Origin of the sequence: Anabaena sp. CCY 0017, from assembly GCF_963920885.1 — a bacterium.
In the GTDB taxonomy this organism is placed as follows: Bacteria; Cyanobacteriota; Cyanobacteriia; order Cyanobacteriales; family Nostocaceae; genus Nodularia.
Window position 1 is genome coordinate 171,863 of sequence record NZ_CAWUDG010000003.1, and the last position, 26,189, is coordinate 198,051.

At 42.1% G+C, this 26,189-nt stretch carries 26 protein-coding genes and 1 tRNA gene; 11 read left to right on the forward strand and 16 right to left on the reverse strand.

From position 1 onward, the window contains the following. Positions 1–278 precede the first annotated feature (278 nt). The gene (ahcY, locus tag ACM0OW_RS05245; RefSeq protein WP_414548986.1) at positions 279–1,556 is read left to right on the forward strand and encodes an adenosylhomocysteinase; all 1,278 of its coding nucleotides are present in this window, start codon (positions 279–281) and stop codon (positions 1,554–1,556) included. A 152-nt stretch (positions 1,557–1,708) separates the two neighbouring features. Here ahcY and ACM0OW_RS05250 read toward each other — a convergent pair whose 3' ends face one another. The 3 genes from ACM0OW_RS05250 to ACM0OW_RS05260 form a co-directional block, all read right to left on the reverse strand. Then, positions 1,709–2,179 (reverse strand): hypothetical protein, encoded by a 471-nt coding sequence (locus ACM0OW_RS05250; protein ID WP_414548987.1) that lies wholly within the window; start codon positions 2,177–2,179, stop codon positions 1,709–1,711. Positions 2,180–2,749: 570 nt separating this feature from the next. Then, positions 2,750–3,118 (reverse strand): cyclic nucleotide-binding domain-containing protein, encoded by a 369-nt coding sequence (locus ACM0OW_RS05255; RefSeq protein WP_414548988.1) that lies wholly within the window; start codon positions 3,116–3,118, stop codon positions 2,750–2,752. 344 nt (positions 3,119–3,462) lie between these two features. Next, positions 3,463–3,828: a VOC family protein gene (locus tag ACM0OW_RS05260; RefSeq protein ID WP_414548989.1), complete on the reverse strand. Its 366-nt coding sequence runs from the start codon at positions 3,826–3,828 to the stop codon at positions 3,463–3,465. Between the two features lie 344 nt (positions 3,829–4,172). Between ACM0OW_RS05260 and ACM0OW_RS05265 the strand changes: the two genes are divergently transcribed. Beyond that, on the forward strand, positions 4,173–4,337 hold the full coding sequence (locus tag ACM0OW_RS05265; protein WP_414548990.1) for a hypothetical protein: 165 nt from the start codon (positions 4,173–4,175) through the stop codon (positions 4,335–4,337). Between the two features lie 21 nt (positions 4,338–4,358). Here the strand turns inward: ACM0OW_RS05265 and ACM0OW_RS05270 are convergent, their stop codons facing one another. Beyond that, positions 4,359–5,075, reverse strand: coding sequence for a cyclase family protein (locus ACM0OW_RS05270; RefSeq protein WP_414548991.1), 717 nt, complete (start codon positions 5,073–5,075; stop codon positions 4,359–4,361). Between the two features lie 146 nt (positions 5,076–5,221). On the opposite strand from ACM0OW_RS05270, the gene trxA reads away from it, so the two are divergent. The 3 genes from trxA (at position 5,222) to ACM0OW_RS05285 (ending at position 8,412) form a co-directional block, all read left to right on the forward strand. Beyond that, positions 5,222–5,548 carry a thioredoxin gene (gene trxA / locus ACM0OW_RS05275; RefSeq protein ID WP_414548992.1) on the forward strand — a complete coding sequence of 109 codons (327 nt, stop codon included), beginning with the start codon at positions 5,222–5,224 and terminating at the stop codon, positions 5,546–5,548. A 591-nt stretch (positions 5,549–6,139) separates the two neighbouring features. Then, on the forward strand, positions 6,140–7,363 hold the full coding sequence (locus ACM0OW_RS05280) for a glycosyltransferase (protein WP_414548993.1): 1,224 nt from the start codon (positions 6,140–6,142) through the stop codon (positions 7,361–7,363). Positions 7,364–7,617: 254 nt separating this feature from the next. Further along, complete coding sequence (locus ACM0OW_RS05285) at positions 7,618–8,412, forward strand: Rpn family recombination-promoting nuclease/putative transposase (protein WP_414548994.1); 795 nt, start codon at positions 7,618–7,620, stop codon at positions 8,410–8,412. 199 nt (positions 8,413–8,611) lie between these two features. Here ACM0OW_RS05285 and ACM0OW_RS05290 read toward each other — a convergent pair whose 3' ends face one another. From ACM0OW_RS05290 to ACM0OW_RS05305, 4 genes are all read right to left on the reverse strand, one after another. Next, positions 8,612–9,778, reverse strand: a complete 1,167-nt coding sequence (locus ACM0OW_RS05290) for a pyridoxal phosphate-dependent aminotransferase (RefSeq protein WP_414548995.1) — start codon at positions 9,776–9,778, stop codon at positions 8,612–8,614. Between the two features lie 87 nt (positions 9,779–9,865). Then, the gene (locus ACM0OW_RS05295; protein WP_414548996.1) at positions 9,866–10,528 is read right to left on the reverse strand and encodes a CAP domain-containing protein; all 663 of its coding nucleotides are present in this window, start codon (positions 10,526–10,528) and stop codon (positions 9,866–9,868) included. 461 nt (positions 10,529–10,989) lie between these two features. Beyond that, complete coding sequence (locus tag ACM0OW_RS05300; RefSeq protein ID WP_414548997.1) at positions 10,990–11,325, reverse strand: hypothetical protein; 336 nt, start codon at positions 11,323–11,325, stop codon at positions 10,990–10,992. 250 nt (positions 11,326–11,575) lie between these two features. Next, entirely contained in the window at positions 11,576–12,658 is a 1,083-nt protein-coding gene (locus ACM0OW_RS05305) for a class I fructose-bisphosphate aldolase (protein WP_414548998.1), read from the reverse strand. A gap of 755 nt (positions 12,659–13,413) precedes the next feature. Here ACM0OW_RS05305 and ACM0OW_RS05310 point away from each other — a divergent pair. Then, positions 13,414–14,202: an ADP-ribosylglycohydrolase family protein gene (locus tag ACM0OW_RS05310; protein WP_414548999.1), complete on the forward strand. Its 789-nt coding sequence runs from the start codon at positions 13,414–13,416 to the stop codon at positions 14,200–14,202. A gap of 86 nt (positions 14,203–14,288) precedes the next feature. Here ACM0OW_RS05310 and ACM0OW_RS05315 read toward each other — a convergent pair whose 3' ends face one another. The 5 genes from ACM0OW_RS05315 to carA all read right to left on the reverse strand — a co-directional run bounded on the left by ACM0OW_RS05315 (position 14,289) and on the right by carA (position 18,454). Further along, on the reverse strand, positions 14,289–14,591 hold the full coding sequence (locus tag ACM0OW_RS05315; protein ID WP_414549000.1) for a DUF1816 domain-containing protein: 303 nt from the start codon (positions 14,589–14,591) through the stop codon (positions 14,289–14,291). A 98-nt stretch (positions 14,592–14,689) separates the two neighbouring features. Further along, positions 14,690–15,661, reverse strand: coding sequence for a 23S rRNA (guanosine(2251)-2'-O)-methyltransferase RlmB (gene rlmB, locus ACM0OW_RS05320; protein ID WP_414549001.1), 972 nt, complete (start codon positions 15,659–15,661; stop codon positions 14,690–14,692). Between the two features lie 97 nt (positions 15,662–15,758). Continuing rightward, a complete protein-coding gene (locus ACM0OW_RS05325) occupies positions 15,759–16,238 on the reverse strand; it encodes a Mini-ribonuclease 3 (RefSeq protein ID WP_414549002.1) in 480 nt (159 codons plus the stop codon). 466 nt (positions 16,239–16,704) lie between these two features. Continuing rightward, a complete protein-coding gene (locus ACM0OW_RS05330; protein ID WP_414549003.1) occupies positions 16,705–17,100 on the reverse strand; it encodes an STAS domain-containing protein in 396 nt (131 codons plus the stop codon). A gap of 208 nt (positions 17,101–17,308) precedes the next feature. After that, a complete protein-coding gene (carA, locus tag ACM0OW_RS05335) occupies positions 17,309–18,454 on the reverse strand; it encodes a glutamine-hydrolyzing carbamoyl-phosphate synthase small subunit (protein WP_414549004.1) in 1,146 nt (381 codons plus the stop codon). Positions 18,455–18,939: 485 nt separating this feature from the next. Here carA and ACM0OW_RS05340 point away from each other — a divergent pair, with 485 nt between their 5' ends. Beyond that, entirely contained in the window at positions 18,940–20,037 is a 1,098-nt protein-coding gene (locus ACM0OW_RS05340; protein WP_414549005.1) for a TIGR02281 family clan AA aspartic protease, read from the forward strand. Here the strand turns inward: ACM0OW_RS05340 and trpD are convergent. The 3 genes from trpD to ACM0OW_RS05355 all read right to left on the reverse strand — a co-directional run bounded on the left by trpD (position 19,967) and on the right by ACM0OW_RS05355 (position 22,171). Further along, positions 19,967–21,028 (reverse strand): anthranilate phosphoribosyltransferase, encoded by a 1,062-nt coding sequence (gene trpD / locus ACM0OW_RS05345; protein ID WP_414549006.1) that lies wholly within the window; start codon positions 21,026–21,028, stop codon positions 19,967–19,969. The genes ACM0OW_RS05340 and trpD overlap by 71 nt on opposite strands. 467 nt (positions 21,029–21,495) lie before the next feature. Then, positions 21,496–21,762: a hypothetical protein gene (locus ACM0OW_RS05350; RefSeq protein WP_414549007.1), complete on the reverse strand. Its 267-nt coding sequence runs from the start codon at positions 21,760–21,762 to the stop codon at positions 21,496–21,498. 241 nt (positions 21,763–22,003) lie between these two features. After that, positions 22,004–22,171: a hypothetical protein gene (locus ACM0OW_RS05355; RefSeq protein WP_414549008.1), complete on the reverse strand. Its 168-nt coding sequence runs from the start codon at positions 22,169–22,171 to the stop codon at positions 22,004–22,006. A gap of 127 nt (positions 22,172–22,298) precedes the next feature. On the opposite strand from ACM0OW_RS05355, the gene trmFO reads away from it, so the two are divergent. From trmFO to ACM0OW_RS05375, 4 genes are all read left to right on the forward strand, one after another. After that, positions 22,299–23,612, forward strand: coding sequence for an FADH(2)-oxidizing methylenetetrahydrofolate--tRNA-(uracil(54)-C(5))-methyltransferase TrmFO (gene trmFO, locus ACM0OW_RS05360; RefSeq protein WP_414549009.1), 1,314 nt, complete (start codon positions 22,299–22,301; stop codon positions 23,610–23,612). A gap of 243 nt (positions 23,613–23,855) precedes the next feature. Continuing rightward, the gene (locus ACM0OW_RS05365; protein ID WP_414549010.1) at positions 23,856–25,040 is read left to right on the forward strand and encodes a murein hydrolase activator EnvC family protein; all 1,185 of its coding nucleotides are present in this window, start codon (positions 23,856–23,858) and stop codon (positions 25,038–25,040) included. A 26-nt stretch (positions 25,041–25,066) separates the two neighbouring features. Continuing rightward, positions 25,067–25,139, forward strand: a tRNA-Arg gene (locus tag ACM0OW_RS05370). Positions 25,140–25,625: 486 nt separating this feature from the next. Then, a complete protein-coding gene (locus tag ACM0OW_RS05375) occupies positions 25,626–26,054 on the forward strand; it encodes a DUF29 domain-containing protein (protein WP_414549011.1) in 429 nt (142 codons plus the stop codon). The last annotated feature ends 135 nt before the right edge of the window (positions 26,055–26,189 follow it).

The following is a 26,189-nucleotide window of genomic DNA, read 5'->3' on the forward strand; positions in this document are numbered from 1 at the left end:
TTAAAGTTAGAAAATTTTTCTAACTTTTGATAGATGACAATTTACTTCATCTGCGCTGGGTAACAATAGAGAGCCACTCATAATACTCTTAGCAAAAATTTAGTCAAAAAAGAAAAATCAGGTATGAAGTTAACCTAAAAGCTCTGCTAGGTCAAGCGAGAAAAGAGTACAATTAACAAGCTTCATGGTGAATCAAAACCAAAATCACCAGTTGTACAATACCCTAGTAGAGTGCGTAATTTTTACGTAACCTTTTTATTTTTCTGAGGAAATTTTTGATGACTGCAACTTCTCCCCGATTAAAGCACGAGGTTAAAGACCTCGCCCTAGCTCCCTTGGGAAGACAGCGCATAGACTGGGCTGGACGCGAGATGCCTGTATTAAAGCAGATTCGCGATCGCTTTGCCAAAGAAAAGCCCTTTGCTGGATTACGCCTTGTAGCTTGTTCCCACGTGACCACAGAAACAGCACATTTGGCGATCGCCTTAAAAGCTGGTGGTGCTGATGCGATTCTCATTGCTAGTAATCCCCTTTCCACTCAAGATGACGTAGCAGCGAGTCTTGTAGCTGATCACGGAATTCCCGTATTTGCTCAAAAAGGTGAAGATAACGCCACCTATAACCGCCACGTACAAATCGCCCTAGATCATCGCCCCAACATCATCATTGATGACGGTAGCGACGTGGTAGCAGAATTGGTTCAAAACCGTCAACACCAAATTGCTGATTTGATTGGTAGCACCGAAGAAACCACAACTGGTATTGTTCGTTTACGCGCTATGTTCAACGATGGGGTTCTCACCTTCCCCGCCATGAACGTCAACGACGCTGACACCAAGCACTTCTTCGATAATCGCTATGGTACTGGGCAATCAACCCTAGATGGCATTATCCGCGCTACAAATATTTTGTTAGCTGGTAAGAATATCGTCGTTGTGGGTTATGGCTGGTGTGGTAAAGGTACTGCCCTGCGCGCCCGTGGCATGGGTGGTAATGTCATCGTTACCGAAATCGACCCCATCAAAGCAATTGAAGCCGTTATGGATGGTTTCCGTGTCCTCCCAATGGCGGAAGCTGCCACCTATGGTGATATCTTTATTACTGTGACAGGTAACAAGCACGTAATTCGTGGTGAACACTTCGATGTCATGAAAGACGGTGCGATCGTTTGTAACTCCGGTCACTTTGATTTAGAACTTGATTTAAAATACTTGAAATCTCAAGCCAAGGAAGTCAAGGATGTCCGTCCTTTCACTGAAGAGTATAAATTGACCAGTGGTAAGTCAGTTGTGGTATTAGGACAAGGACGTTTGATTAACTTAGCTGCTGCTGAAGGACACCCCAGCGCAGTTATGGACATGAGTTTTGCTAACCAAGCGTTGGCTGTTGAATACTTAGTGAAGAATAAAGGTAAATTGGAACCCGGTTTACACTCTATTCCTGTAGAAGTTGACCAAGAAATTGCTCGTTTGAAGTTGGAAGCTATGGGTATTCACATTGATACTCTGACAGCAGACCAAATTGAGTACATCAATTCCTGGACTTCTGGAACCTAATCTTTGTTGATTAATTGATTTTTTGGGGATAGGCTTGAGGGCTTATCCCTTTTTTTTCACGAACCGCAAATTTAAATTGTTGCGTGACCGGGCTACGCCCGCTCCCTATTTGTGCCAGTTGCATCACTTGTATAATACAAATGTACTTTAATTTAGCGATCGCCTGTGCCAGTTGCGTAAGTCCTATCATTAAAAGCTGCTGCTAAATCAGGACTGGCGATCGCGATCGCACTTTCACGCCATTCATAAATAATTGCATCAATCACATCCCAAGCATGATCCGAAACATCAGTTAAGCGAAACGCCTCACTCATTTCTTGAATAAAATCTTGCAATTCATCCGCATCAAAAACCCTCAACCATCCATAAGGATGTTCATCACCGATTTTTTGTCCCAACAACAACCGAAACGCCACCGATAACACCTCAAAAACAACCTTACTTTGTGTTACCCCTTTCACAAGACAAGCCACATCCGCACGACGCAACAGCGCAAAAGATTGATCATTGCGAGTAATTGTGATTGGGCGTTCATAAGCTTTATCTAGAATTCGCCCAGGTTGACGATTCAACTCAGTGGCTGTAACCAACTCATCTGAGTAAGCATTGCCAAAAATTGCCATTGACATGATACCTGCGTTTTCAAGAAACGCTGACTTAAATCTCAAGTTAAAATAGTATTACGTACTATTATACGTAACCTGTTATCCCTTGTCAATAAAATCCCCGGCGAATGTAATTCGCGGCTACACAGACAAAACCCGCCTGCGCGGGTTCAAAAATCTTGTTTATTAGTCCACGCAGGTGGACTTCGTTTGTATAGCCGCGATTTCTAATCGCCAGGGCTTTTCTAATTTGATGATTAGTTAATTTTTGGGTTAAATGCTTTTGGGCTTATCTCAGCCTATGATTTCTCGTAAATCAATTAAAATATCATCGAGTTTATTTTTAAAGTTATATACTTGCAGCAAAAATCTTCAAGGTAAATTTTCAAACTCGTTACAAGTGGACTAGGCATAGTGATAATTTACACCGATCAAAACACTGCTAATTTAATATATTACTATAGTTTTATGTTCTTGCTTTGCGACTTTGCGCCTTTGCGTGAGATAAAAAATATTTAAACACCCGGCGAATAGTAATCACCAGGTAATTTATTAAATTCTGAAATTTTATTGCTGGGAAAACTAGAGTTATAGCTTATGCTGCAAGCGACTGAGACGTTCTGAATAACTTTTCATTACCTTGATAGCAAACACAGGCGTTTCCTGAACCGCAAACAGAAACCCAGACTCATCCAAATAAGCCAGCTTGCAGTCAGTTTTAGCGATCGCTGTATAAGTTCTCGCTTGTATCCCTAAAAGTATACCAGTCCCAAACACCTCACCAGACTCAATTATCTCTACAGTCTTATCATTGACTAATATTTCGACCTCTCCTTCTAAAATTCCGAACATACAATCACCTGGTTGTCCTTCCTTAAAAATGACTTCACCTGTGGAAAAAGTTTGAGGAGAGGGTTGTTTTTGAAAGATGCTGAGTGTAACTACAGGACTTAACATAGGACAGCCGCCAAATTTCTCGATTTTTAAAAGTATTCTTGGTCTGGGCAATACAAGAACCGATAAAACTATACAACACTCTGTAGATAGATATCTAGTAGCATTGCCAACCATTCCCCCAAAAATCAGTGAATCAACTGAAAATTACGGCTTTAAATGAAGTTATTGCTCATAAACCAACTATTTCACCTAAAGGCTGACTCAGTAAAATACGCTTATTTGGCAATTTGGCAGACATACATTTTTTGTCAGTGGTATCTTTTAATTGTGCAAGGGGTGTAGTAGAAGTAGCCTAGGTTAATTCATCTAGGCTACTTCTGCAATTTTATGAACTTTGACAATAGTTAAGTACGAGTCAACAGTTCCAAATTATGACCATCCAGATCATAGAAATAGAAACCACGACCTCCCATTCTATGGTTAATTTCACCTTTCTTTTCATGCATGGGGTCGCTACTATATTCAAGTCCCATTTCTTTGATGCGTGTAAAGATGGCATCAAATTCCTCATCACTAACATGAAAAGCATAATGATGAGAGTCAAAATTTTCTCTGTCAGCAAAATCGAAGGTTAACTTGTCATTGACACGCACAGCCGCAAAATGACCCACCGGAGTATCAAGTTTTAGTCCCAAAATTTCTGCAAAAAAACGTGCCGATTTTTCTTTATCGTGTGCTGGGATTATAGTATGGTCTAAGGTAATTGTCATATTAAACCTTCCCTTGTCTTTGGGTATTCTTCTTGCTCAAATCCGCATAGATTTCCAAAAAACCACAAATAAACACTTATAGTGATTACTCGTGAAATATTCAAGTTTATTTATTAATGTTGGTGTAGTTTCTTTATTTTAGCGATTAATTTCCTATTCCCAATTATCAATTCAGGGTAGCATAAGTGTTATCCCTGAAATAAGTATTGTATAATACTGAGGTTTACATAACTGTGATTAGCAATTCCTACACACCCGACACTCCATTTTATTTGCTCGTGCTTTACCGACCATCGCTTGCTAATGAACTGTAAAATGAAAACAGCAGAAAATCCTTCATTTTTATGACTGTAGAACCCCAAACCGAAAAAGATAAATTACAAACAAGCACTAGCATCAAAATAAATCAAGAAATAGCAGACGAAAAAGTTCTCTGTCCTCATTGCCAGCGCACCGCTACAAACGGTCTAAAATGTAAAGGAATTTGTGTGGCTGATAATGACTATTAATGAAAGGATAGGGTGAGATAATCACGGTACTAAAGCCAATACCCCCGCAGGACAACCCGAACCATCCCGTAACCTCAAAACACCAATGATTACAGTCATACCCTTTGCTGGTAGCTGCTGTAAATTCGTGAGATTTTCCAAAATAATCCCTTGCTGTGCCAATACTAGACGGTTAATACTAAAATTGGTATTTTCTCCAGAGTCTACCCCATGCGTATCAATGCCTAAACCAGAAATTTGCCGTTCTTCCACAAGAAACTGAGTTGCATCATAGCCAAATCCGGGAAAGTGCATAATTCCTTCTGCATCTGGGTTAAAAAAGGCAGTTTTATCTAACCATTTATCTTGCCAGCCAGTATGCAGCATTACTAAACTACCAACAGGGATTTTACCATTTTTTTGCTCCCAAGCGAAGACATCGGCAAGAGTCAAGACGTAATCAGCATTGAAGGCTGCTGCTTCGCAGATATCGATAACTACCCCAGGTAAAACCAGCGACTCAGCCGAGTATTGGTCAATTCCCACTCCATGAACGTGAAAACTGTTCGGTGCGTTGATATGAGTTGCACTATGTTCTCCTAAGCTGAAACGCCGGAGGTAATAACCATCCTGTGAGATATTAGCGACAGTGGCAAATTCTACTAAAGGATCACCAGGCCATTGGGGAATATCTCTGTCAATTATATGGCTAAGATGTATGACCCGTGAGTAACTGATGATGTTTTGATTTTGTTCCATATATCAAAATATTGACAAAAATAATCATAGCTTTTTGGTGAGAAGTTGCTCAACTAGAAGTAGATGATAGTTTGCCAATGCCCAGAAGGGAGTATAGTTTTTACAGTTAGCTTTTTACTAAAGTTTGAGATTGGAGAACTAAATTAATGTCCACTGACACAGTTGCTTATGTTGAAGAAAGTGAATTTGATGCTCTTTTAAGTAACGAAAAAGTTGTTGTTGTTGATTTCACAGCTACTTGGTGCGGTCCCTGTCGTCTGGTTAGCCCGTTGATGGAACAACTAGCTGTAGAATACGAAGGTCGCGCTTCTGTGGTGAAGGTAGATGTTGACAATAATAAGCCAGTTTTCAAAAGATTTGGTCTGCGTAGCATTCCAGCAGTTTTAATCTTCAAAGATGGTGAGTTAGCAGAAACCATTGTAGGAGTTTCCCCTTATGAACAATTCAGTGGTGCTGTTGATAAGTTGCTTTAGGTGCTTGATGGTAGCGACGAAACAATAGATATACTTGAAGATTATACGATTTTAAGTATATCTATTGGAGATTTTGCGCCAGCATTTCAATTAAGCCAGAATTATGTATAAAAAAACCACAATGATAGCAATTTGATTTAGGTTTTTAAATTTACAGTCAGGATTCTCGATTTTTTAACAGGTCGGGAATTTTCTTTAAAAATGATTTATATATCAAATATAACATTTTACTGGTAGTGGAAATTAATAAAAATTTGATTCCGATTAATTTAATAATATTCCTGTTATGAATGGATTGCTATCGAAGGATTAGTACAGTAAAGGCATAATATTTTCTGGATTTGAAATTCTAGAAACAAGTTAATCTGTTTATCTTCATGACCAGTGAACCTGATCTAAAAGTGATAAATTTATTAATGATGACCTAATGCCGACATTGGCACATAATTACAGGTATTTTCAGGTAAATAGACCACGCGGTAGCGGCGCAAGGCCTTACGCCTTGACGATAGATGTGGTTCAAATACATGAAAAATGATGTAAATTCGGTTAAATTAGCCCATTCATTTGAAATCATAGTTTTTCGGCAATATGAAACTAAGTCTCTGCATGATTGTCAAAAATGAAGCAGCCACACTGCCTAAATGTTTGAATAGTGTTCAAGGTGTGGTAGATGAGATGATCATACTAGATACCGGTTCAAGCGATCGCACTCCTCATATTGCCCAAGAATTCGGTGCAAAAGTCTATCACTTTCAATGGTGTAATGACTTCAGTGCTGCCCGCAATGCAGCGCTACAATATGTAACTGGTGATTGGATTTTGGTGTTAGATGCTGACGAAACGCTCACCCCAAGTATTGTGCCACAAATGATGTCGGCAATGGAAAGTGAAGAACATCTGCTGATTAATCTAGTGCGTCAAGAAGTTGGCGCAGAACAATCTCCTTACTCTCTGGTATCCCGACTGTTTCGCAACCATCCCCAGATTCACTTTCAACGCCCTTACCATGCTTTAGTGGATGACAGTGTAGCGGCAATTTTGACTCAAGAACCTCATTGGCAAATCGGTTATTTGCAAGGGGTGGCTATCCTGCATAAAGGATATCAGAAAACTGCGATCGCGCAAAATAATAAATATGCCAAAGCTCAAACTACAATGGAAGCATTTCTGGCTACCCATCCTGATGATTCTTATGTTTGCAGTAAGTTAGGGGCTTTGTATGTGCAGATTGGCAAAATTGACCAAGGGATGAATTTACTGTACAGAGGATTAAACCAGGCAAATTCTCTTGATCAGGGAATAACGCCAGCAGCAGAAAACTATGAAATTGTTTACGAATTACACTACCATTTAGGTATTGCTCACAGTCATTTACAAGATACTCAAGAGGCTATTTCTCATTATCAAGCTGCTATAAAGCTGCCAATTTATCCCATGCTTAAATTAGGAGCATACAATAATTTGGGCAACTTACTCAAGGCATCTGGTGATATTAATGGGGCAAAAATGGCTTACGAAACAACTTTAAAAATTGACCCAAATTTTGTCATGGGACACTATAATTTGGGAATGATATTCAAAACTTTGGGTTTATTTACCGATGCGATCGCCTGTTATCAAAAAGCCATTCGATGTAATCCCAACTATGCCCCAGCTTATCAGAATTTAGGGGTAGTACAGCTAAAAGTTGGCAATGTTCAAGCAAGTTTAACAGCCTTTCAAAATGCTATCCTGCTTTATGAACAACAGAACCCCGCAGAAGCGAACAGACTCCGCCAAGGTTTACATGATATGGGATTGCTGAAATCCTGAATACTGAATATTTACAGGGAATTTCGGGGAAGTTTTGTGATATGTATTTTTATACGAACTATTATCAACTCTAGTTCAATACCTTAGCCATTTTTTGTAGGTTGGGTTAAGCGACAGCGCAACCCAACGCATTTGTTGGGTTTCATGCTGATTGCTCCGCAACGCTACCGCGAACAACCCAACCTACGAATTAAGGCTTTTTTCAATTGGGCTAAGGTATTGCTAGTTAGTCCACACCTGAAGAGGATTACTTTGTGAGACGTGATGCCATTTTTTATAAACTTTTTCAACGTTCCCCTGGCTTGCTATTTGAATTAATAGAACAGCCACCAACAGCAGCTAGAAATTATCGCTTTGAATCAGTTGAAGTCAAAGAACCAACATTTCGGATTGATGGGGTATTTTTACCACCACCTGATGCAACACCCCAAATTATCTTTTTTGCCGAAGTGCAGTTTCAAAAAGACGAGTTATTGTACCATCGGTTTTTTTCAGAATCCCTGCTATACCTGTATCGAAACCCATCTGTTTATGATGATTGGTACGGTGTAGTTATTTTCCAGTCTCGCAGTTTAGAACCAGAAAATAAAACTATTCACAGGTCACTATTGGATAGTTCACAAGTACAACGGATTTATTTAGATGAGTTAGGGAATTTTGATCAGCAACCTGTGGGTATTAGTTTGATGCAATTAACCATTGCGTCAGAGAATCAAATGGTGCAACAGGCGAAACGCTTAATCGAACGGGTGCAAGAAGAAGAACAAAGTTTTTTGCCTAAAGATGACATAATAGATGTAATTACAACAATCGCTGTTTATAAGTTTGCCAATTTAAGCCGTGAAGAGGTAGAGGCGATGTTAGGAGTCAATTTAGAAGAAACTAGAGTTTATCAAGAAGCTAAAGCTGAAGGGAGAGAAGAAGGCAGAGAAGGACTTAAGCTCGAACTTGTACCCCGAATGTTGGCGCGTGGTCTAACAATAGAGGAAGTTTCTCAGTTATTGGGTTTAACCCCCGAACAAGTGAGACTTGTAACAGAACAAATGTAGTTAAAGTCCAGGCGATTAGAATATTGCTTCGCAACGCCAAGGGCGAACGCGGCTATACAAACATGACGCGGAGCGTCTTCCCGGAGGGAAGTCCGCCTGCGCGGACTAAGAAAAAATCGAAGTTTTCAACCCGCGTAGGCTGATTTCGCCTGTGTAGCCTTGACTTCTAGTCGCCTGGTACTTGATGAAATCCGCATTCCTAAACAAGCGAACTCACAAATTTCTCCAACCTATCCATCCCTTTGTCAATAGTCGCCATATCAGTGGCGTAAGACAAACGAATGTTTTGATCAGCACCAAAGGCAATTCCCGGAATCACTGCTACTTGCTGTGCTTCCAAGAGGGCGTTACAAAATTCCAGGGACTTCAGACCTGTTTTGCTAATATCAGGAAACAGATAAAATGCGCCGTTTGGTTTAGCACAACTCAGCCCCGGAATGGCGTTGAGTCTGTCTAACATGACTTGTCGCCGTTTAGCGAAAGCTTGACGCATTGTTTCTACACAGTCTTGAGAACTTTCTAAAGCCGCGATCGCACCATATTGAGCAAAGGTACACACATTCGATGTACTATGTCCTTGAATAGTGCTAGCCGCTTTAATAATCTCCACTGGCCCAGCTAAATAACCCAGTCGCCAACCAGTCATTGAGTAAGCTTTCGCAAACCCGTTACTGATTAAGGTGCGGTCAAAAATTTCTTTACCCAGAGAACCAATGCTGATATGTTCTGCACCGTCGTAGAGAATCCTTTCGTAAATCTCATCAGAAACGACAAAGATATCTGCATCTACTACTACCTGCGCCAGTGCTTTAATTTCATCTGGCGTGTACACCATCCCAGTGGGATTAGATGGGGAGTTGAGAATAAATAACTTTGTTTTGGGTGTAATTGCTTGACGTAGTTGTGACGGAGTAATTTTATAATCCGTCACAGCATCTGAGGTGACAATTACTGGCTTCCCACCAACTAAAGTTACCATTTCCGGGTAACTTAGCCAATAGGGAGCCGGGATAATTACCTCATCACCCGGATCAATCAAGGCTAACATCAAGTTAAAGAGAGAATGTTTACCGCCATTGGTGACAATCACATTCTCGGATTGATAATTTAGGCCATTCTCAGTTTTCAGCTTATGGGCGATCGCTTCCCGTAACTTTGGTTCTCCTGCTGCTGGGCCATACTTGGTTTTACCTGATTCCAAAGCTTTCGCTGCTGCGGCTTTGATGTGGGCTGGAGTGTCAAAATCCGGTTCTCCAGCGCTGAAACTACAAACGTCTATTCCCTCAGCCTTCATGGCCTTAGCTTTAGCTGCGATCGCTAAGGTTAAAGAAGGGGACACCTTACTTACTCGTGCTGCCAGCTTCATGCTTAATTTATTTGGCAAATCTCTCACTTATATAAGGATATCTCACAATCCCTACCGAGATTTGCCTTTTTTTATTCATGAGCGAGTCTAGAAGGCAAACATTTGTACAGCATAAATCCTACCATTCGCCCCAGTTACCACTCCATAACCAAATTTGGTATATTCTTCGGTGAGGATATTAGCACGGTGTCCATTACTGTACATCCAACCACGTTGAAACTTTTCTGCTTCTCTGTAAGTTAATCCCAAACCTTTGGTCTGACCCTGAACAATATTTTCACCAACTCCCTCAAATGGGTTACTACTGACTGCAAGATAACGATCGCGCGGATTTTTGCCGTCAGGTGAAATATGATTGAAGTATTGGCGATCAAACATATCCTGTGCATGGAGTTGTGCGGCGAGGGAGAGTCCAGAATCTGCTTGCAAAGGGGACAAATTATTCAGAGTGCGATCGCGATTTGCCAATTCTAATGCAAAACTTCTGAACTCTGGTAGCGATCGCAAATTTTCTGCATTCCAAATTGTTGCAATTGGCTTGCCTATTTTCCAGTCAGCCCCACCATTACCATTGTAAAGACCCGCTCCCAAAACCCCATAAGGCGAGAGTTCAGACCACAAGTAGTTAATATCTAGTGGATAACCTCGTAATGCCTGATTAATGAAATGGGTAGTCGGGCCAGATGCCAAAAGCACTGTAAACAACAGAATGTATTTCCACCAACTTTTGGCGGGGCTTTTTGTTTCCATAATGAGAAAACCACTGAATTATTCCTAAATCTGCGTAATTTATTCATTACGCAAAAATTAGGCACTTGTTAGATTTATTGCTATCCAACACTATAGCACATTTTTAACAATAGTCTTCAGTAGTTTACACTATTCGGCTTTTGAGTAAATCTTGATTATAGAGGTACGCACTTCAATAAAGTACATCATAGCCCCCTCCTCGCGGCGGAGAGAAGTCACAAGGAGGGTTTCCCTCCGGGTGAACTTTTCCAAAGGAAACGCCAAGGGCGAATGGGGGAGGGGGTTGGGGGTGGGGTTCTCATATTTCACTTAACTGATAACCGCTATAAGTCTTTCAAATTATTTGTAGAGACGTGAAAAACCACGCCTCTGATTTTTTCCACCTTAAGCAATTTTCACCTAATTATTCACTCGCTCGTTTCAACATCCTTAGATGTTTTTTGCCGAGTGCCAATTTATCATCAATCTTTCGGAATTACCTCTTGCCCCCGCTTACCACTTTCAATCGTATGATCGACTGCCGCAGGTGTCTTGATGATGACTTTTTCTCTTTTTCTTTCTTTGGTAGAGTAGTAAGGCTTAATCGCTTCTGTTTGCACGACAATTTTACGCTCTCTAGTGCCATAATAAGGCTTAGATACTGCTATACCGTGGTCTTGTTCTTGATAATAGCCAGCAGCTTGTACTGGAGCAGTAGGTAAGCTGACAAGCCAAATTAAACCAGCCAGTAAGACTATGGTTAATTGACGATGCAATTTATTAAATATTTGGGGGATATTCAACATGGTAAAAGTCATCTCCTAACTTTTTCATAAATGCTTGAATATTAGGAGATTCTTCATTGCTCTAACGTCTTCCTCTAGGCTAGTTGCGTGTATATAAAAAGTATCATCATTAGTTATTAGTCACCTTTAGCACAATACAGTTCAGTTAACCAATTTTTTCCTCCTCTTTCTTTTCTCTCTGTGTCCTCTGCGCCTCTGTGGTATGCGCTGCGCGCACGCTACGCGAACGTTAAAATCCACATTAAAACATTCCCCACACTTCCTAAGCTATAGTCACATCTGGAGACAAGTAAACATCCTGAATTGCATGAAACAGCTTCACACCTTCCTCAAAGGGACGCTGAAAGGTTTTCCGCCCAGAAATTAAACCTGTTCCCCCAGCCCGTTTATTAATCACTGCTGTCCGCACACCTTCGGCAAAGTCATCTTTACCAGATGCACCACCGGAATTAATTAGCCCCGCACGTCCACAGTAGCAATTAAGCACCTGATAACGAGTCAAATCAATCGGGTGATCACTGGTCAATTCAGTGTAAACTCGTTCATTAGTTTTGCCGTAACTCTGATTAGTCGCCTTAGCTACTGCACTATAACCATGATTACATTCAGGTAACTTTTGTTTAATGATGTCGGCTTCAATGGTGACACCCAAATGATTTGCTTGTCCGGTGAGGTCAGCAGCAACGTGATAATCTTGGTCTTGTTTGAAAGCGCTGTTACGCAGATAGCACCAAAGAATTGTCACCATACCCAGTTCATGGGCGTATTTAAAAGCCTGGCTAACTTCCTGAATTTGCCTAGCAGATTGTTCGGAACCAAAATAAATTGTCGCGCCTACCGCCACTGCACCCAAATTCCAAGCTTGTTCCACATCAGCAAACAATATCTGGTCATATTGATTGGGAAAAGTTAGCAGTTCGTTATGATTAATTTTGGCGATGAACGGGATTTTATGGGCATATTTACGCGAAACGCTACCTAATACACCTAAAGTGGTAGCAACAGCATTACAGCCCCCTGCGATCGCCAATCTGATAATATTTTCGGGATCAAAATAAATCGGATTAGGCGCAAAAGATGCACCCGCAGAGTGTTCGATTCCTTGGTCTACTGGTAAGATAGACAAATAGCCAGTATTTGCCAGCCGACCATGAGAGTAAAGTTGCTGGAGATTACGCAAAACTTGTGGATGGCGATCGCTATTTATCCAAACTCGCTCTATAAAATCTGCCCCTGGTAAATGTAGTAAATCTTGAGAAACTTTTGCTTTATAGGTGAGTAAGTTTTCCGCTTCTTTACCTAACAAAGATTTGATAGAGTTAGCCTCTAAAAGTGTTGTAGCCATTGGATTTTCCTCTAACTTCAGGCAAAAATCAAAATAATTACTAATTCATGCTTAGTTAAATTTTCAATAATAAGACCGAAAAAACCACACATAAACTAATCTGTATTCCCAGTGGGAAAGCATTCGGTGTTGAAGAATGCGTCTACATTTATGTTTATCTGTGGTGAAAAATAATAATTAGGATTTTTGCCATAAGTCTATTTTAAATTCTCACCATACGAAGTCATATACCAAAAGACACAAATCCTGTAACTCATAGACATAACTAAATTGGTCATTTGCTAAAATTTCGCTATTATAGCAACCGCCAAGGAGGTTAGGACGTTGTTGATTGCTGAAAGCCTTGATGTAGGGGCGGGTATGGCTACGCCACGCAAGCTATGACAGATATGCTTAATTACTAATAATAATTTTAATAAACCCGCCCCTACTTGGTTTCTACTCAGCACGAGCTAAACGCCCCGCTACCGCTTTAAGCGCAGCCATGCCTGCAGGGCTTTACAGCACTTTGCTATAGAACCACCAAACTTGAATATTCATCTGGGATATATCTCTGCAATAGGCTAAAGTTTTTGTGGTATAATGCCATCTCAGCTTTTGAACCTGTGATGCCCAAAAATGCTTTCCATTACTGTGCCGAGAAAAATTACTAAAGAATAAACAAAAGTAAATTATTGTTTAAGGCTGTGCCTAATTGCAACACGGTCATACACCGAAAGAACAGATTTAAAATCTTACAAAGATAAGAGTTAAGTATGCTGGGAGCGATCGCAGGAGATATTATTGGTTCTGTATATGAGGGCAAAAATTTTAAAACCAAGGATTTCCCGCTTTTTAATAGACAAAGCCGCTTCACTGACGATACAGTTTTAACTGTAGCAATAGCAGATGCGATTCTCAATGCTGGCGGTTTCCCAGTTAGTAGTCAATATATCGACCAATTAAAGCTGTATTATCGCCACTATCCCTATGCTGGTTATGGACGAAAATTTCGAGAGTGGGCAAACTCTAATCGGCGCGAACCATACTATAGTCTGAGCAATGGCGCGGCTATGCGCGTTAGCCCCATTGGGTTTGCCTTTAATGACTTAGATACTGTCCTCAAAGAAGCCCAGCGTAGTGCAGAAATTACCCACAACCATCCTGAAGGCATTAAGGGCGCTCAAGCCACAGCAGCAGCTATCTTTCTAGGGCGTACAGGTCATGATAAAGCCAAGATTCATTATTATATTCAAAATACCTTTGAATACAACTTAGAACGCACTCTTGAGCAAATTCGACAGACTTACCAATATGATCCTACCTCTGAGGGTTCTGTCCCCCAAGCAATCATCGCTTTTTTAGAGTCTCAGAATTTTGAAGATGCTCTGCGAAATGCCGTCTCCATTGGTGGTGACAGCGATACCATTGCTTGCATTACGGGTGGTATTGCTCAAGCATATTATGGTGGTGTCCCAAAAGCGATCGCCCAATCAGCACTATCACATTTAAATCAACATTTATCCCTTGTTACCGAAACCTTTATGTTTCAGTATTGTCATTAACTGAATCAATCTACTTTCGTGTAAGCAAGTTTCTACCATAGTTCCCAAGCGCGGCCTGAGAACTATGGAAGCCCTTTGAATTTGGATTATATCTGACCGCTAAAGGCAGGCTTTACTTTGCGGTCAAACCTTTCCCCCAAGTCTTCGGAAATTGTTAAAGTACCTGGTTTACAGCGCTTGACATTCACAACTATTCCTTGCGCCCCTTCGACCTCCAAATCTTCGACATAGCCTTTGAGAGCCACTTTGGCATCAGCAGAACTCAAAAAAGGCCCGAAGTAGTAGGTACAACGGGGATTTTGTGTCACAATCTCCACCCACCAAGCTAGTCCCAGGTTGTGGAATGTGTTAATTAATGATTCCTTCAGGTTATTCCAAATTGTTTGCATGGTTATAGCCGATTTATCAATGTGGTACTGAATATTAAAGGAAAGGATATGGTGCTGTTTTTCTTTTACATTTCTTTATACTCTGTTACTGTCTTTTTTTAAAGAGGTTTAGGTAATTTATCTAGGTACAAAGTGTTTAATGACCGTTGGCGATAGATTTCATAAAGCGCCATACCCGCCGCTACAGAGGCGTTGAGGCTAGGGGTTTTGCCCAGAAGAGGTATGGAAACCAATACATCGCAGGAGCGTTGTGTGAGCATACTCAGCCCTTCGCCTTCCGAACCGATGACTAAAACAATAGGACCACTGAATTTAACTGTATGTAGGGGTTCGCTACCACCGCTAGCAGTACCATAAATCCAAAAGCCAGCTTCTTTCAATTCTTCTAAGGCGCGACTAAGGTTAACTACTCTAGATACAGAAAAGTTTTCTAAAGCACCTGCGGCCACCTTCATCACGGTAGAAGTGATTCCCGAAGCCCTTCTTTGAGGGATCACTAATCCCTGCGCGCCTATGGCTTCAGCTGTGCGAATAATTGCTCCTAAGTTGTGGGGATCAGTAATGCCATCAGCTACCACAATCACGGGATCAGTCACAGATTTTGCTTGTGCAATTAAATCTGGCAACTCCATGTAATCGTGGGGGGCTACTTGCGCCGCAATCCCTTGGTGATTAGCTCTATCGGTGATTTGGTCTAAGCGTCTTGGTTCTACTTCATCAATGACTGTGCCATTTTCCTTGGCTTGCAGAAGTAAATGATGAAAGCGGTGGTCGTAACGCAGACGAGTAGTAATCCAGATGCGGTTTAGTCCTCGTTCACCTTCTAAAGCGCTCAGAACTGGATGGCGACCGTAAATCAAATCGCTATCTTCAGGTGGTTTTGAGGCTGTTGGAGATGGATGGGGATCGATGCGATGTGGGCTTGTGCTTCTAGAGACAGGCTTTTTATCCCTATCGCCAACGCGAGGACTGCGGATAGAACTAGGAATAATCCGCTTGGCCTTCAATTTTAGAGTTTGCCCACGATTAGGTTCGCTAGGACTTTGGACTTTCCTGGGTTTACTTGCCATATAAGTTTTGGGTATAGTTTATTAGGTGGACGTTGTAATTCTTTGAATTTACTGAACCCAAAGGGCTGAGTTTCCTATCCTGAGATTGAGCCACGTACTATTTCTCTAGATGGAGTTTTTGCAACAATTCGGTTAAGCGTGGGAAATCGGTGAGATACAGGTAGCCAATTAAAGTTTCTAAACTTGTTGCTTGTTGATAGATTTTGGGGTCAACCCGCTTAGGTCGTCCTGATGCGGCATTACGGCCTCGACGGACAATTTCTAATTCGGCTGCACTCAGATGAGGAGTAAGCGATCGCAAATGAAGCGCTTGTGTTTCGGCTCTTACCTGTGCTACTACCAAACAGTGGTAGACTTTTGTCTGCTGCATAGGCAACAGATAGAACATCCTAACATACAATTCATAAATTGCGTCACCTATATAGGCTAAAGCTAAAGGCGATAGTTGTTGTATTTGTGACGGAGAAATCTGTGTAGGTAATGTCCCTGTGGTTGCCAATAATGCTTGATGCCAAGGCGAATCCGTTATCAGCGTTTCATCTTGTCCATCTAATCGCTCTTTTTCCTGTGATGTCACAAATTCATAAGAATACACGGTATGCGGGAAAATTAGTCACGAAGCTTGCTGAGAGATAAGCGACACTAGCGATTAAAATCGCTGTCACCTTTACCGCCTTGGGATTCCTCAACTCAGTCTACTTTTGTGTTGCACTATGGAAACTGTCAAATATTATTATTTATTAATTTTAACCTTTTTTATTGCTAGTTTATTTTGAGGAGCAACCGATTGTATCATATAATCGAGCTAGTTGAATAACTTGACCGTGCTAATTTTAGATTTGAGATTGCCTTTAGCGGCGCATACACAGCGCAGCAAGTATTTTAGATTTTTTTTCGTTCATCAGCATTTAATTTTAAATCTCACCTAAATTTTAAACCTCTCTCGCCAGGAGAGAGGTTTTTTGTCAGCAGTTCTAAAAATTAAGCTACCCAGATATAATTTCGCTCAGATGAGTGTATCTCTTTAGATAAAGCTATCAAGACTACTTGATGTTTTCTAAAGCCGCATCAACTGAAGTTTGCAGGGCTAGAAACTTTTCTAAGCGAACAAGCTTGACCGTTTGAGTTACGCGGGCATTTGTGACAATTTGTAAGGTTCCACTGGCAGTTTGAGCTTGTTTAGCTAGCTGCACCAGAGCGCCCAAGCCAGAACTATCAACAAAGTCAATTTGTGAGAGATCCAGGATGATATGCTTTGGACCCTCATCAATTTTACTGCCAAGTACCTTGCGAAACGTCGGCTCAGAAAATGCGTCTAACAAACCTGTGAGGCGGAATAGCTGACAGTTATCCCGGACTTCGCGAGTGCCTCTCAGGCTCACGGTTAGATTTAGTGGTTCAGCAATAATTCCCTCCTCATGGTTAAAGTAAACGCTCAAGTATAGATGGTTTTAGCACGAATTGTCTACAACCTGTTGGGATACAGGGAATAGTTCGATGGGTGGAGACACGATTTAGGCAGGGAGAAGGGAGCAGGGGGAAAGAAACTTACTCAGCACTCGGTGTACGGGCGGGTTTACTAAAGATTTTGACGAAACACAGACTGACTGCTTAAACCCGCCCCTACCCACTCAGCACTCAGCACTTTCATAACCGAGAAGTTCGCATTGCTTGGACAAATTGCTCAAATAAGTAGTCAGCATCGTGAGGGCCAGGACTAGCTTCTGGGTGATACTGAACGGAGAATATGGGCAGAGACTTATGACGTACCCCAGCAACCGTGCTGTCATTGAGGTTGAGGTGGCTAACTTCCACAACTCCAACTGGTAATGAATTTGGGTCAATGGCAAAACTGTGGTTTTGACTGGTAATTTCTATCTTCTGCTGTAGTCCTGCGGGCTGATTTAAACCACGATGACCAAATTTGAGTTTATAAGTTTCTGCCCCTAAAGCATGACCTAAAATTTGGTGTCCCATACAAATGCCGAATATGGGTTTCTGACTTTCAAGCAATGCTTTGGCGGTGGCAATGCCTTCAGTCACGGCTGCTGGATCACCAGGGCCATTAGAAAGAAAGATGCCATCTGGGTTGTATTTGAGAATTTCCTCTGGTGATGTGTCTATCGGCACTACGATGACTCGACAACCGTAACTGGCTAGGCGACGCAAAATATTCCGTTTTACACCAAAGTCCAGGGCGACAACTGTGAAAGGTTCTCCCGTATTTACTAGAGATTCTGAGTTGAATTCCCAGGCTGGAATTGTCGCATCTGTCCATTCATACATCGTGGGTGTGGAGACTTGACGCGCCAGGTTTAAACCAGCCATGCTAGGTGCTGCCTGTACAAGTTCCAACAATTCCACTTCATCGAGAATTGAGGTGGAAATACCACCATTCATAGCTCCTAATGTGCGAATTTTGCGTGTAAGAGCGCGGGTGTCAATGCCGTAAATACCTGGGATTTGGTGCTGATTCAGGTAGTCAGGCAGGGATTGTGTTGAGCGCCAGTTACTGGGACGATGACAAATATTACGCGCGATCGCACCTTGCACTTGTGGGCGAGCCGATTCTTCGTCTTCAAGATTGATCCCAGTATTCCCTAATTCAGGATAGGTAAAAATGACAATTTGACCGCAATAACTAGGGTCAGTCAGGACTTCTTGATATCCAGTCATGCCGGTATTGAATACCACTTCCCCGATTTTGGTTCCCGTTGCACCAAAAGACCAACCGCGATAAGTAGTTCCATCGGCTAAGACAAGTAGAGCAGGTATTGAGTCAGTCAGGGGCATAGGTAATTAAAACAAAAGGATAAGATTAAATATTGGGCATGGGGCGTTACCCCAATTTCAAAAGAGGCCATTCTTCTGTCTACCCCCAAGAAGTGTAGCAAAGCTTGACCTTGGGTATAGTGGAAGAGTTATTATCTTGATTGTTGAAATTTATTTAGCAGTCAACAGTTAACAGTAAGCAGTCTTGAGTCCCCAATTTAGCTAATACTGCGAATATTAATTATCTCATGTGGAAGTCCCTACACTGGATTTTCTAGGTTTCGGTCAAGAATAGGGTGTTGGGGGTAGGGGTTAGGGTGTAGGGAAGACAGCGACCATGCAATCGTCTTGAAAAGACGGGGCTTGTTACCCCTTTCTTTGTTGGGGCTGTCTCAAACCTACACCCCACACCCCACACACTACACCCCGCCCCAACGGGGCTTGGTCAGAATCGGTGGCAAAACAAAATTTGCAGTCCCTTACATTCAGTAAAATTGAAGTTAATTATGCTTCAGTCGTTTTTATCTCGTGCAGCCCTGATTTTTCTCTCCAGCACTCTCGCAGTTTTGGGTGTTGCTTGTAATCAAAAAACCGGGACTGAGGGTAGCCGTTCGCGTAGTGTGCCGGAAGCAAGTCAACACACTTCTGGGACTATTAGCCATCACAATTCTTTAGTAACTGACAATTTGGCAGTGGTGTCGCCTGCTGTTAAATTCACACCACCATCAGTACAGCCAGCACCGAAAGCACTACCACCGTCAGAACCTGAAATCATTTTTTTTGAACAGGGTCTAGATAAAGCTGTAGGAGCTTGGAGCATCAGTCAATCGGCTCAATCGCCAGATGATTGGCAGTTGGTTGTGAGTCAGTACCAAGATGCGATCGCTTTCATGGAAAAAGTACCAGAACAGAGCTTTGAATTTGATGCAGCCCAAGACAAAATTGCCGAATATCAAGGACAGGTCAAAACAGCCCGACAAAAAGCTATTTCTCGCCCCGTTCCGCCACCAAAGCCAGAGAATCAACCCATTGTAGTTGCTGTTCCCCAACCTCAGACCAATCAAGTTGCTACCATAACCCCACCTCCAGCCACACAGCCAAAGCCACCAGTCAAAGCCAATTCGCCAATTTCCACATTACTCGCCCCACCCAAAGCAGTATTTACTGCCCCTATCAAACGACGCATGGGTGGAACGCCAATTGTAGAAGTCACTTTTAACAATCAGCAGAAATTTGAGATGATTGTGGATACAGGAGCCAGTGGTACAGTGATCACCCAAGAAATGGCTAATGCTTTGGGAGTTGTGCCAGTGGGAACAGCCAAGGCTAACACTGCCAGTGCCAGAACTGTAGAATTTCCCATTGGTTATGTTGATTCGATGGCAATTGGTGGCGTGAAGGTGAATAGAGTGGCAGTGGCGATCGCCGGCGAACAGCTAGAAACTGGGTTATTAGGTCACGACTTTTTTGGTAACTATGATGTCACAATTAGACGCAATGTTGTCGAGTTTAGACCGCAATCACGTTTAGAAATTAATTCTGTAGAAACTCAACCAGCTGTGCCAATTTTTCCCAAGCAGAACCACTCTGAAGAATTTCCCTAGATAAACTCACACCTTGAGCATGATCTAACAACGGAATTGCCCCCGCTACTTGCAGTGCCAAGGAAGCATTTAATGCTACAGCGTCCTGTTGTGCTGGAGTTCCCTTACCTTGTAACACTGCCTTGAGAATCACTGCATTTTCTTGCACATCCCCACCCCGCAGGGCGGCGATGGGAGCAGCAATTACACCCAGTTCTTGAGGATTCAGAGTAGTTAAATGCACTTCACCCTCTGATAAAACTGCCAAATCAGTGATATCTCCTAACCCAGCTTCATCCAGTTTTTCTCGCCCATGCAGGACAATCGCTTTTTGTTTACCCAAATTATGTAACGCTTGGGCAACAGTTGTTAAAAGTTTGGGAGTAAATAGCCCGACAACTTGCCCACTGGGATGTAATGGATTTACTAACGGTCCGAGTAAATTAAATATGGTTCGGACTTTGAGAGTCCGTCGCAAAGAACCAACAGCTTTGAGTGCGGGATGCCACCCAGGGGCAAACAAGAAAGTGATCCCTACCTCTTGTACAGCTGCTTGCACCTTTTCGGGAGCAGCACCCAGATTGACACCCAAAGCTTCCAACACATCCGCGCTGCCTGTAAGACTTGACGCGGAACGATTGCCGTGTTTAGCAACGGGTACACCGTAAGCAGCCGCAACAAAAGCAACGGCTGTGGAAATATTAAAAGTTGATGACCCATCGCCGCCAGTACCACAGGTATCTATGAGATTGCTGAGTGGGGAAAGTGCTGAGGATTGGGATTGAGATTGTAATACTTCCGCCATCCCTGTCAATTCTTCGGCGGAAATGCCTTTAAAATTTAGCGCTGTTAAAATTGCCCCTGATAACTCTGGCGGAACAGCTTCAGTTAACCACCCTTGCATCAATTCAGCAGCTTGAATGCGAGTCAATGATTCACCATCCATTAATTGTTGTAGCAAGAGATGCGAGTTACCAGAGGATACTTGAGCGGGAATGGGAGAAGTTGTCATATTATTACTTTCGTTTAGGGTGTAGCTCAGTTGATGATATGGGAGCTATCCTACCGAAAAATGGCAACCTACTGAAGAAGAGGAAGGGGGGGAGAAGAGTGGAGAGGAACGGGACGGGGAAAGCTAATGCATGATTTAAGCCAAATTTAGTTAAGAGAAGGTTATAAAGTACACAAAATTTAGGTAAAATAAAATAATTATCGGATTTGACTCGTATAATTTCATTCTGAAGATGCAGAATTTATAGGAGGAATATTGTATACCTCAAGCAGTGTTCAAGTAGGGGATAAAGTTTTAATACTACGTCCCGCTTATGTAATCGGCAAAGTTGGCGTAGTTTGTGGATTCGAGTCCAACTCGGACAGTCAAGCTAACAGGCGTTGCATTATCCAAGTAGAATCGGAAAATATCATGGTGTCACTCACCCCGGACGAGTTTCAGGGACTTAGCCCGGGATTTAAATAATTTCACAGCGTAGTCGGTGGTTCTGGAGGTTTACCAATACTCAGTTGTTTTTTGCTGTGTTTCAAGTGTTTCCAAAGAGTTTTAATTTTCTTATACGCTTGTTGGGGAGTCAGTTTCCCAGATGTTTCTAAATTGGAGATGTAGCCGACTCTTTGAGCAAATTCTTGAAGATTAGCATTAAATACTAAGTGTTTTGGCTGAAATTGTCCATAGTAACGACTGCGAGGGTAAATAAAGTTGTTTTTATCGTTCTGATTCGGCTCTGCCATCAGTTGACCCCCTATTAATTATTTTTTATGAATAATCAACTAATCTAACAATTAAAGTGGCTAATGGTGTGCCAATTTGTCAAATGTTTTGATTTGTGCAAGTATTTATACCCCAAAGCCTTGCAGCAACTGGCTTTATACTCTACATTCAACACTCAGCACTTGGTGTCCGGGCGGGTTTACTAAGGATTTCGACGAACCACAGACTGACTGCTTAAACCCGCCCCTACCCACTCAGCACTCAGCATTTTCCTATAATGGCTACTACAACTTGTTGTGGTGTCAGTTGACTAATGGGGGCTGGTTTCATGTCTCGGTAGTCTAGCAACTGCACTAAGATTAAATAGGCGATCGCTAACAGAATAGAAATTGCACCTGTAATAACTGCCACAATTTTCGAGCGATCCATCAGTATTTCCTCTCTGGAATTTTTATATATATTATAAAAGTTTACACAAATATCCTATGAACCTGATCAATTAGGATAATTAATATGCACTTCCAGCAAATTTAAATTGGGTAATTGAGCGATAAATATGGATAAACAACCGATACAAGTAATTGGAGGTGGACTAGCTGGGACAGAAGCAGCTTGGCAAATAGCCCAGGCTGGAGTGCCGGTGATTTTCCATGAAATGCGCCCAAAACGCTTTAGTCCAGCCCATCATACAGAACATCTGGCAGAATTAGTCTGTAGTAATTCCTTTGGGGCTATGGCCAGCGATCGCGCTACCGGATTATTACACGAAGAGCTACGTCAACTCAATTCCATTGTCATTGCCAAAGCCGATGAACACGCGGTTCCGGCTGGTGGGGCGCTAGCTGTAGACAGAGGGCAATTTAGCCAAGATTTGACCGAAACTTTATCTAACCATCCTTTAATTGAATTCCGCCGGGGTGAAGTCCCAGCTATTCCTGAAGGAATCGTAGTTTTAGCCACAGGGCCTTTAACCAGTCCTGACTTAGCCGCAGATTTGCATCGTGTCACGGGGATGGAATACCTCAGCTTCTTTGATGCGGCGAGTCCCATTGTTGTGGGAGAATCCATTAACCATGATGTTGCGTTTATGGCATCGCGCTATGACAAAGGTGAGGCGGCTTACCTAAATTGTCCGATGAATAAAGAGCAATATCTGCACTTTTGGACAGAACTCCGTCAAGCTGAACAAACTGAAATCAAGGACTTTGAACGGGAAACAGCGAAATTTTTTGAAGCTTGTTTACCCATTGAAGAACAAGCGCACCGGGGAGAAGATACCATGCGCTACGGTCCCCTGAAACCAGTGGGATTGTCTGATAGTCGCACAGGGGAACGTTCCTATGCAGTGGTACAGCTGCGTCAAGAAGATAAAGCTGGTCAACTTTGGAACATGGTAGGATTCCAAACTAACCTGCGCTGGGGTGAACAAAAGCGAGTTTTCCGCCTGATTCCCGGTTTAGAAAATGCCGAATTTGTGCGGTTAGGAGTCATGCACCGCAACACTTTTCTGAATGCGCCGCAATTAATGCACTCGACTTTGCAATTTAAGCAGCGTCCCACATTATTAGCAGCTGGACAGTTGATTGGGACTGAAGGTTACACAGCCGCCGCCGCAGATGGTTGGTTAGCGGGAACTAATGCCGCGCGGATAGCTTTGGGTAAGGAACCATTGACAGCACCACCAACTACAATGATGGGGGCATTATTAGAATTTATTAGTTCAGCCTCACCTAAGCATTTTCAACCAATGCCGCCGAATTTTGGCATTTTACCGGATTTAGGAGTAAAAATAAAAAGTAAGCCAGAGCGTTATGGACGTTATCGCGATCGCTCTTTGGCTGATTTGGCAAGTTGGAAAAATCAGTTTTAAGAAACCCCTCCCCTAACCCCTCCCCGCAAGCGAGGAGGGGAATTTAGAAGTAAAAATTTCACCTGTAGATAAATTTTCCCTCTCCTTACCAAGGAGAGGGACAGGTTTTGCGATGCAAAACCAGGGTGAGGTTCTTCGCCGAGTCTAAACCGCAAGCCAGCGAGGAAAGGAATCTTAGATGTTAGATTTTGCTAAATTTTGGGAAAAATATCTTCAATGCCTGCATTTTGCTAAATCAACAGCATGAGATCGCTATTTTTCCCCCAAACCAAATTCTTTAATTTATGTCTTGCGTTTTGCTGTATTTTGTGTATTGCTTTTATCTGGCTACCAGCAACGGCAAATACCACATCATCAATTGATACTCTCAAACAACAACAGCAACAAATTAAGCAAGAACGTGAAAAGACAATTCAGCAACGCGATCGCCTCAATAATTTGCAAGAAGCAGCAGAAAATCGGTTGACTGGTTTAAAGCAAAACTTAGATATTACAAATACTCATATACAAGATAGTGAAGAAAGATTACGGCTGGCTACTGAATACCTAGAAGAATTAGAAGCAGATTTAGGGGTGACAGTAAGTGATTATGAGAAAAGTCGCACAGCAACTGTGGCGAGGTTGCGCTATCTTCAGCGATCGCCTGTTTCACAAGGATGGGCAATTTTGCTACAAAGTCAAAATATCAGCGACTTTATCAGCCGTCGTCGTCAACTGAAGTTAGTATATCAGGCTGACCAAAAGATTTTAGCGAAACTCAATGCCCAAGCCAACTTAATCAATCAGCAAAAAACGGCAGTAGAACAGCAAAAAAACGAAATTGCTTTGATTCGTCAGCAGTTATTGGTACAAAAAGCCGATTATCAAATTCAGGCGGAATCACAGTCAGAATTAATTGAACGTTTAAATGGCGATCGCCTAGCTTTAGAAGCTGCACAAAACCGACTCGATCAAGATTCTAAAAATTTAGAAGTCCTGATTCAAAACAAAGTTGCAGCAGCCCAAGCCAAAGCCAACAGCCGCAGCAACATCCTGATTCGGGGAACCGGAATACTAGCTTTTCCCAGCAACGCCCGCACTAGCAGCGCCTTTGGGTGGCGAACACATCCAATTTTAGGATATCGTCGCTTTCATTCCGGGTTAGATTTTGCCGCCAGTCATGGTAGTAAAATTAGAGCCGCCGATTCTGGAAACGTGATATTTGCAGGTTGGTACGGTGGTTATGGCAGAACCGTAATTATTGATCATGGTAAAGATAAGACTACGTTATATGCACACGCCAGCGAATTGTTTGTCTCGGAAGGACAATCTGTAGAACGAGGACAGGCGATCGCTGCTGTGGGTTCCACAGGTTTATCTACAGGGCCTCACCTGCATTTTGAAGTGCGTCGCAATGGTACACCCGTAAACCCTGCTGATTATTTCTAAAGTCGTGCTATAATCGGGAAATGTTAGGGCGCGTAGCTCAGTGGATAGAGCAACAGATTCCGGTTCTGTGGGTCGGGGGTTCAAATCCCTCCGCGCTCGTTAATTTTATTAGACTAACTACAAAACTGAAGGCTGGTTTTTCTCTCAATTCACCTAATTCTACCCCAGAAAGCACTACTGGGGATAACTAATTAATTGAGAGACTTCCAAATAAAAGAACACTCAACCACTTAACGCAAAAAATCTCACTTCGACAAGCTCAGTGACCACTCAAACCCTCTTGCCTCTGTGCCTCTGTGGTTAGTTTATTTGGATGAGATAAAGTTATTGTGTCTGGTCTTGATATAAATATAAATTATTAACTGACAACATATATATCTAATAAACTAATATTGCGTTAGCAAATAACCATATAAGCTAACTACTTACGTCATATTGACCTGTAATGTCTCTATTTCGAGTTTCAGGTAAAATTCCATGCAAGGTTCGTATCGGTTCTTACAAGAGCATTAAGAATACAACAGCCCAACTCAGAGTTAATGACCTTAACCTTTCCGCCCTCAACCTGGAAAAACAGGAGAACTTATGAACTCAAGCACCCATGAAAATGACTTTTATGCTTGGACAGCAGAACAAGTAAACCTATTAAAAACCCGGCAACTTGATCAAATTGATTGGCAGAATATCGCCGATGAAATTGAAGATATGGGACGCTCAGAAAAACGACAACTAGAAAACAGATTAGAAATCTTAATTACGCACCTCTTAAAATGGCAATTTCAGCCTAACTTGCGCTCTCGGAGTTGGCAATTAACCATCAAAGAGCAACGCTTGCGTTTAGAAAAACTTCTCCAAAAAAACCCTAGTCTTCAGCCTCATCTAACTGAAGCCATAGAAGATGTTTATCCTCTGGCTAGCATTAGCGCCGAAAAAGAAACTGGATTATCATTATTTCCGGCAATCTGTCCTTACACCCTCACAGAGATTTTATCTCCTGAATTTCTACCAGAGTAAATCATCAAAAAAAGACATGAATAACAATGCTATCGTTTGATGTACTCTGGGAAATTCTGATGAGCGAAACGGTTTTATCAAGAACGTAACGCTCAAACCTACTGGCGTGACAAGACTAAAATATTGATAGCCAAT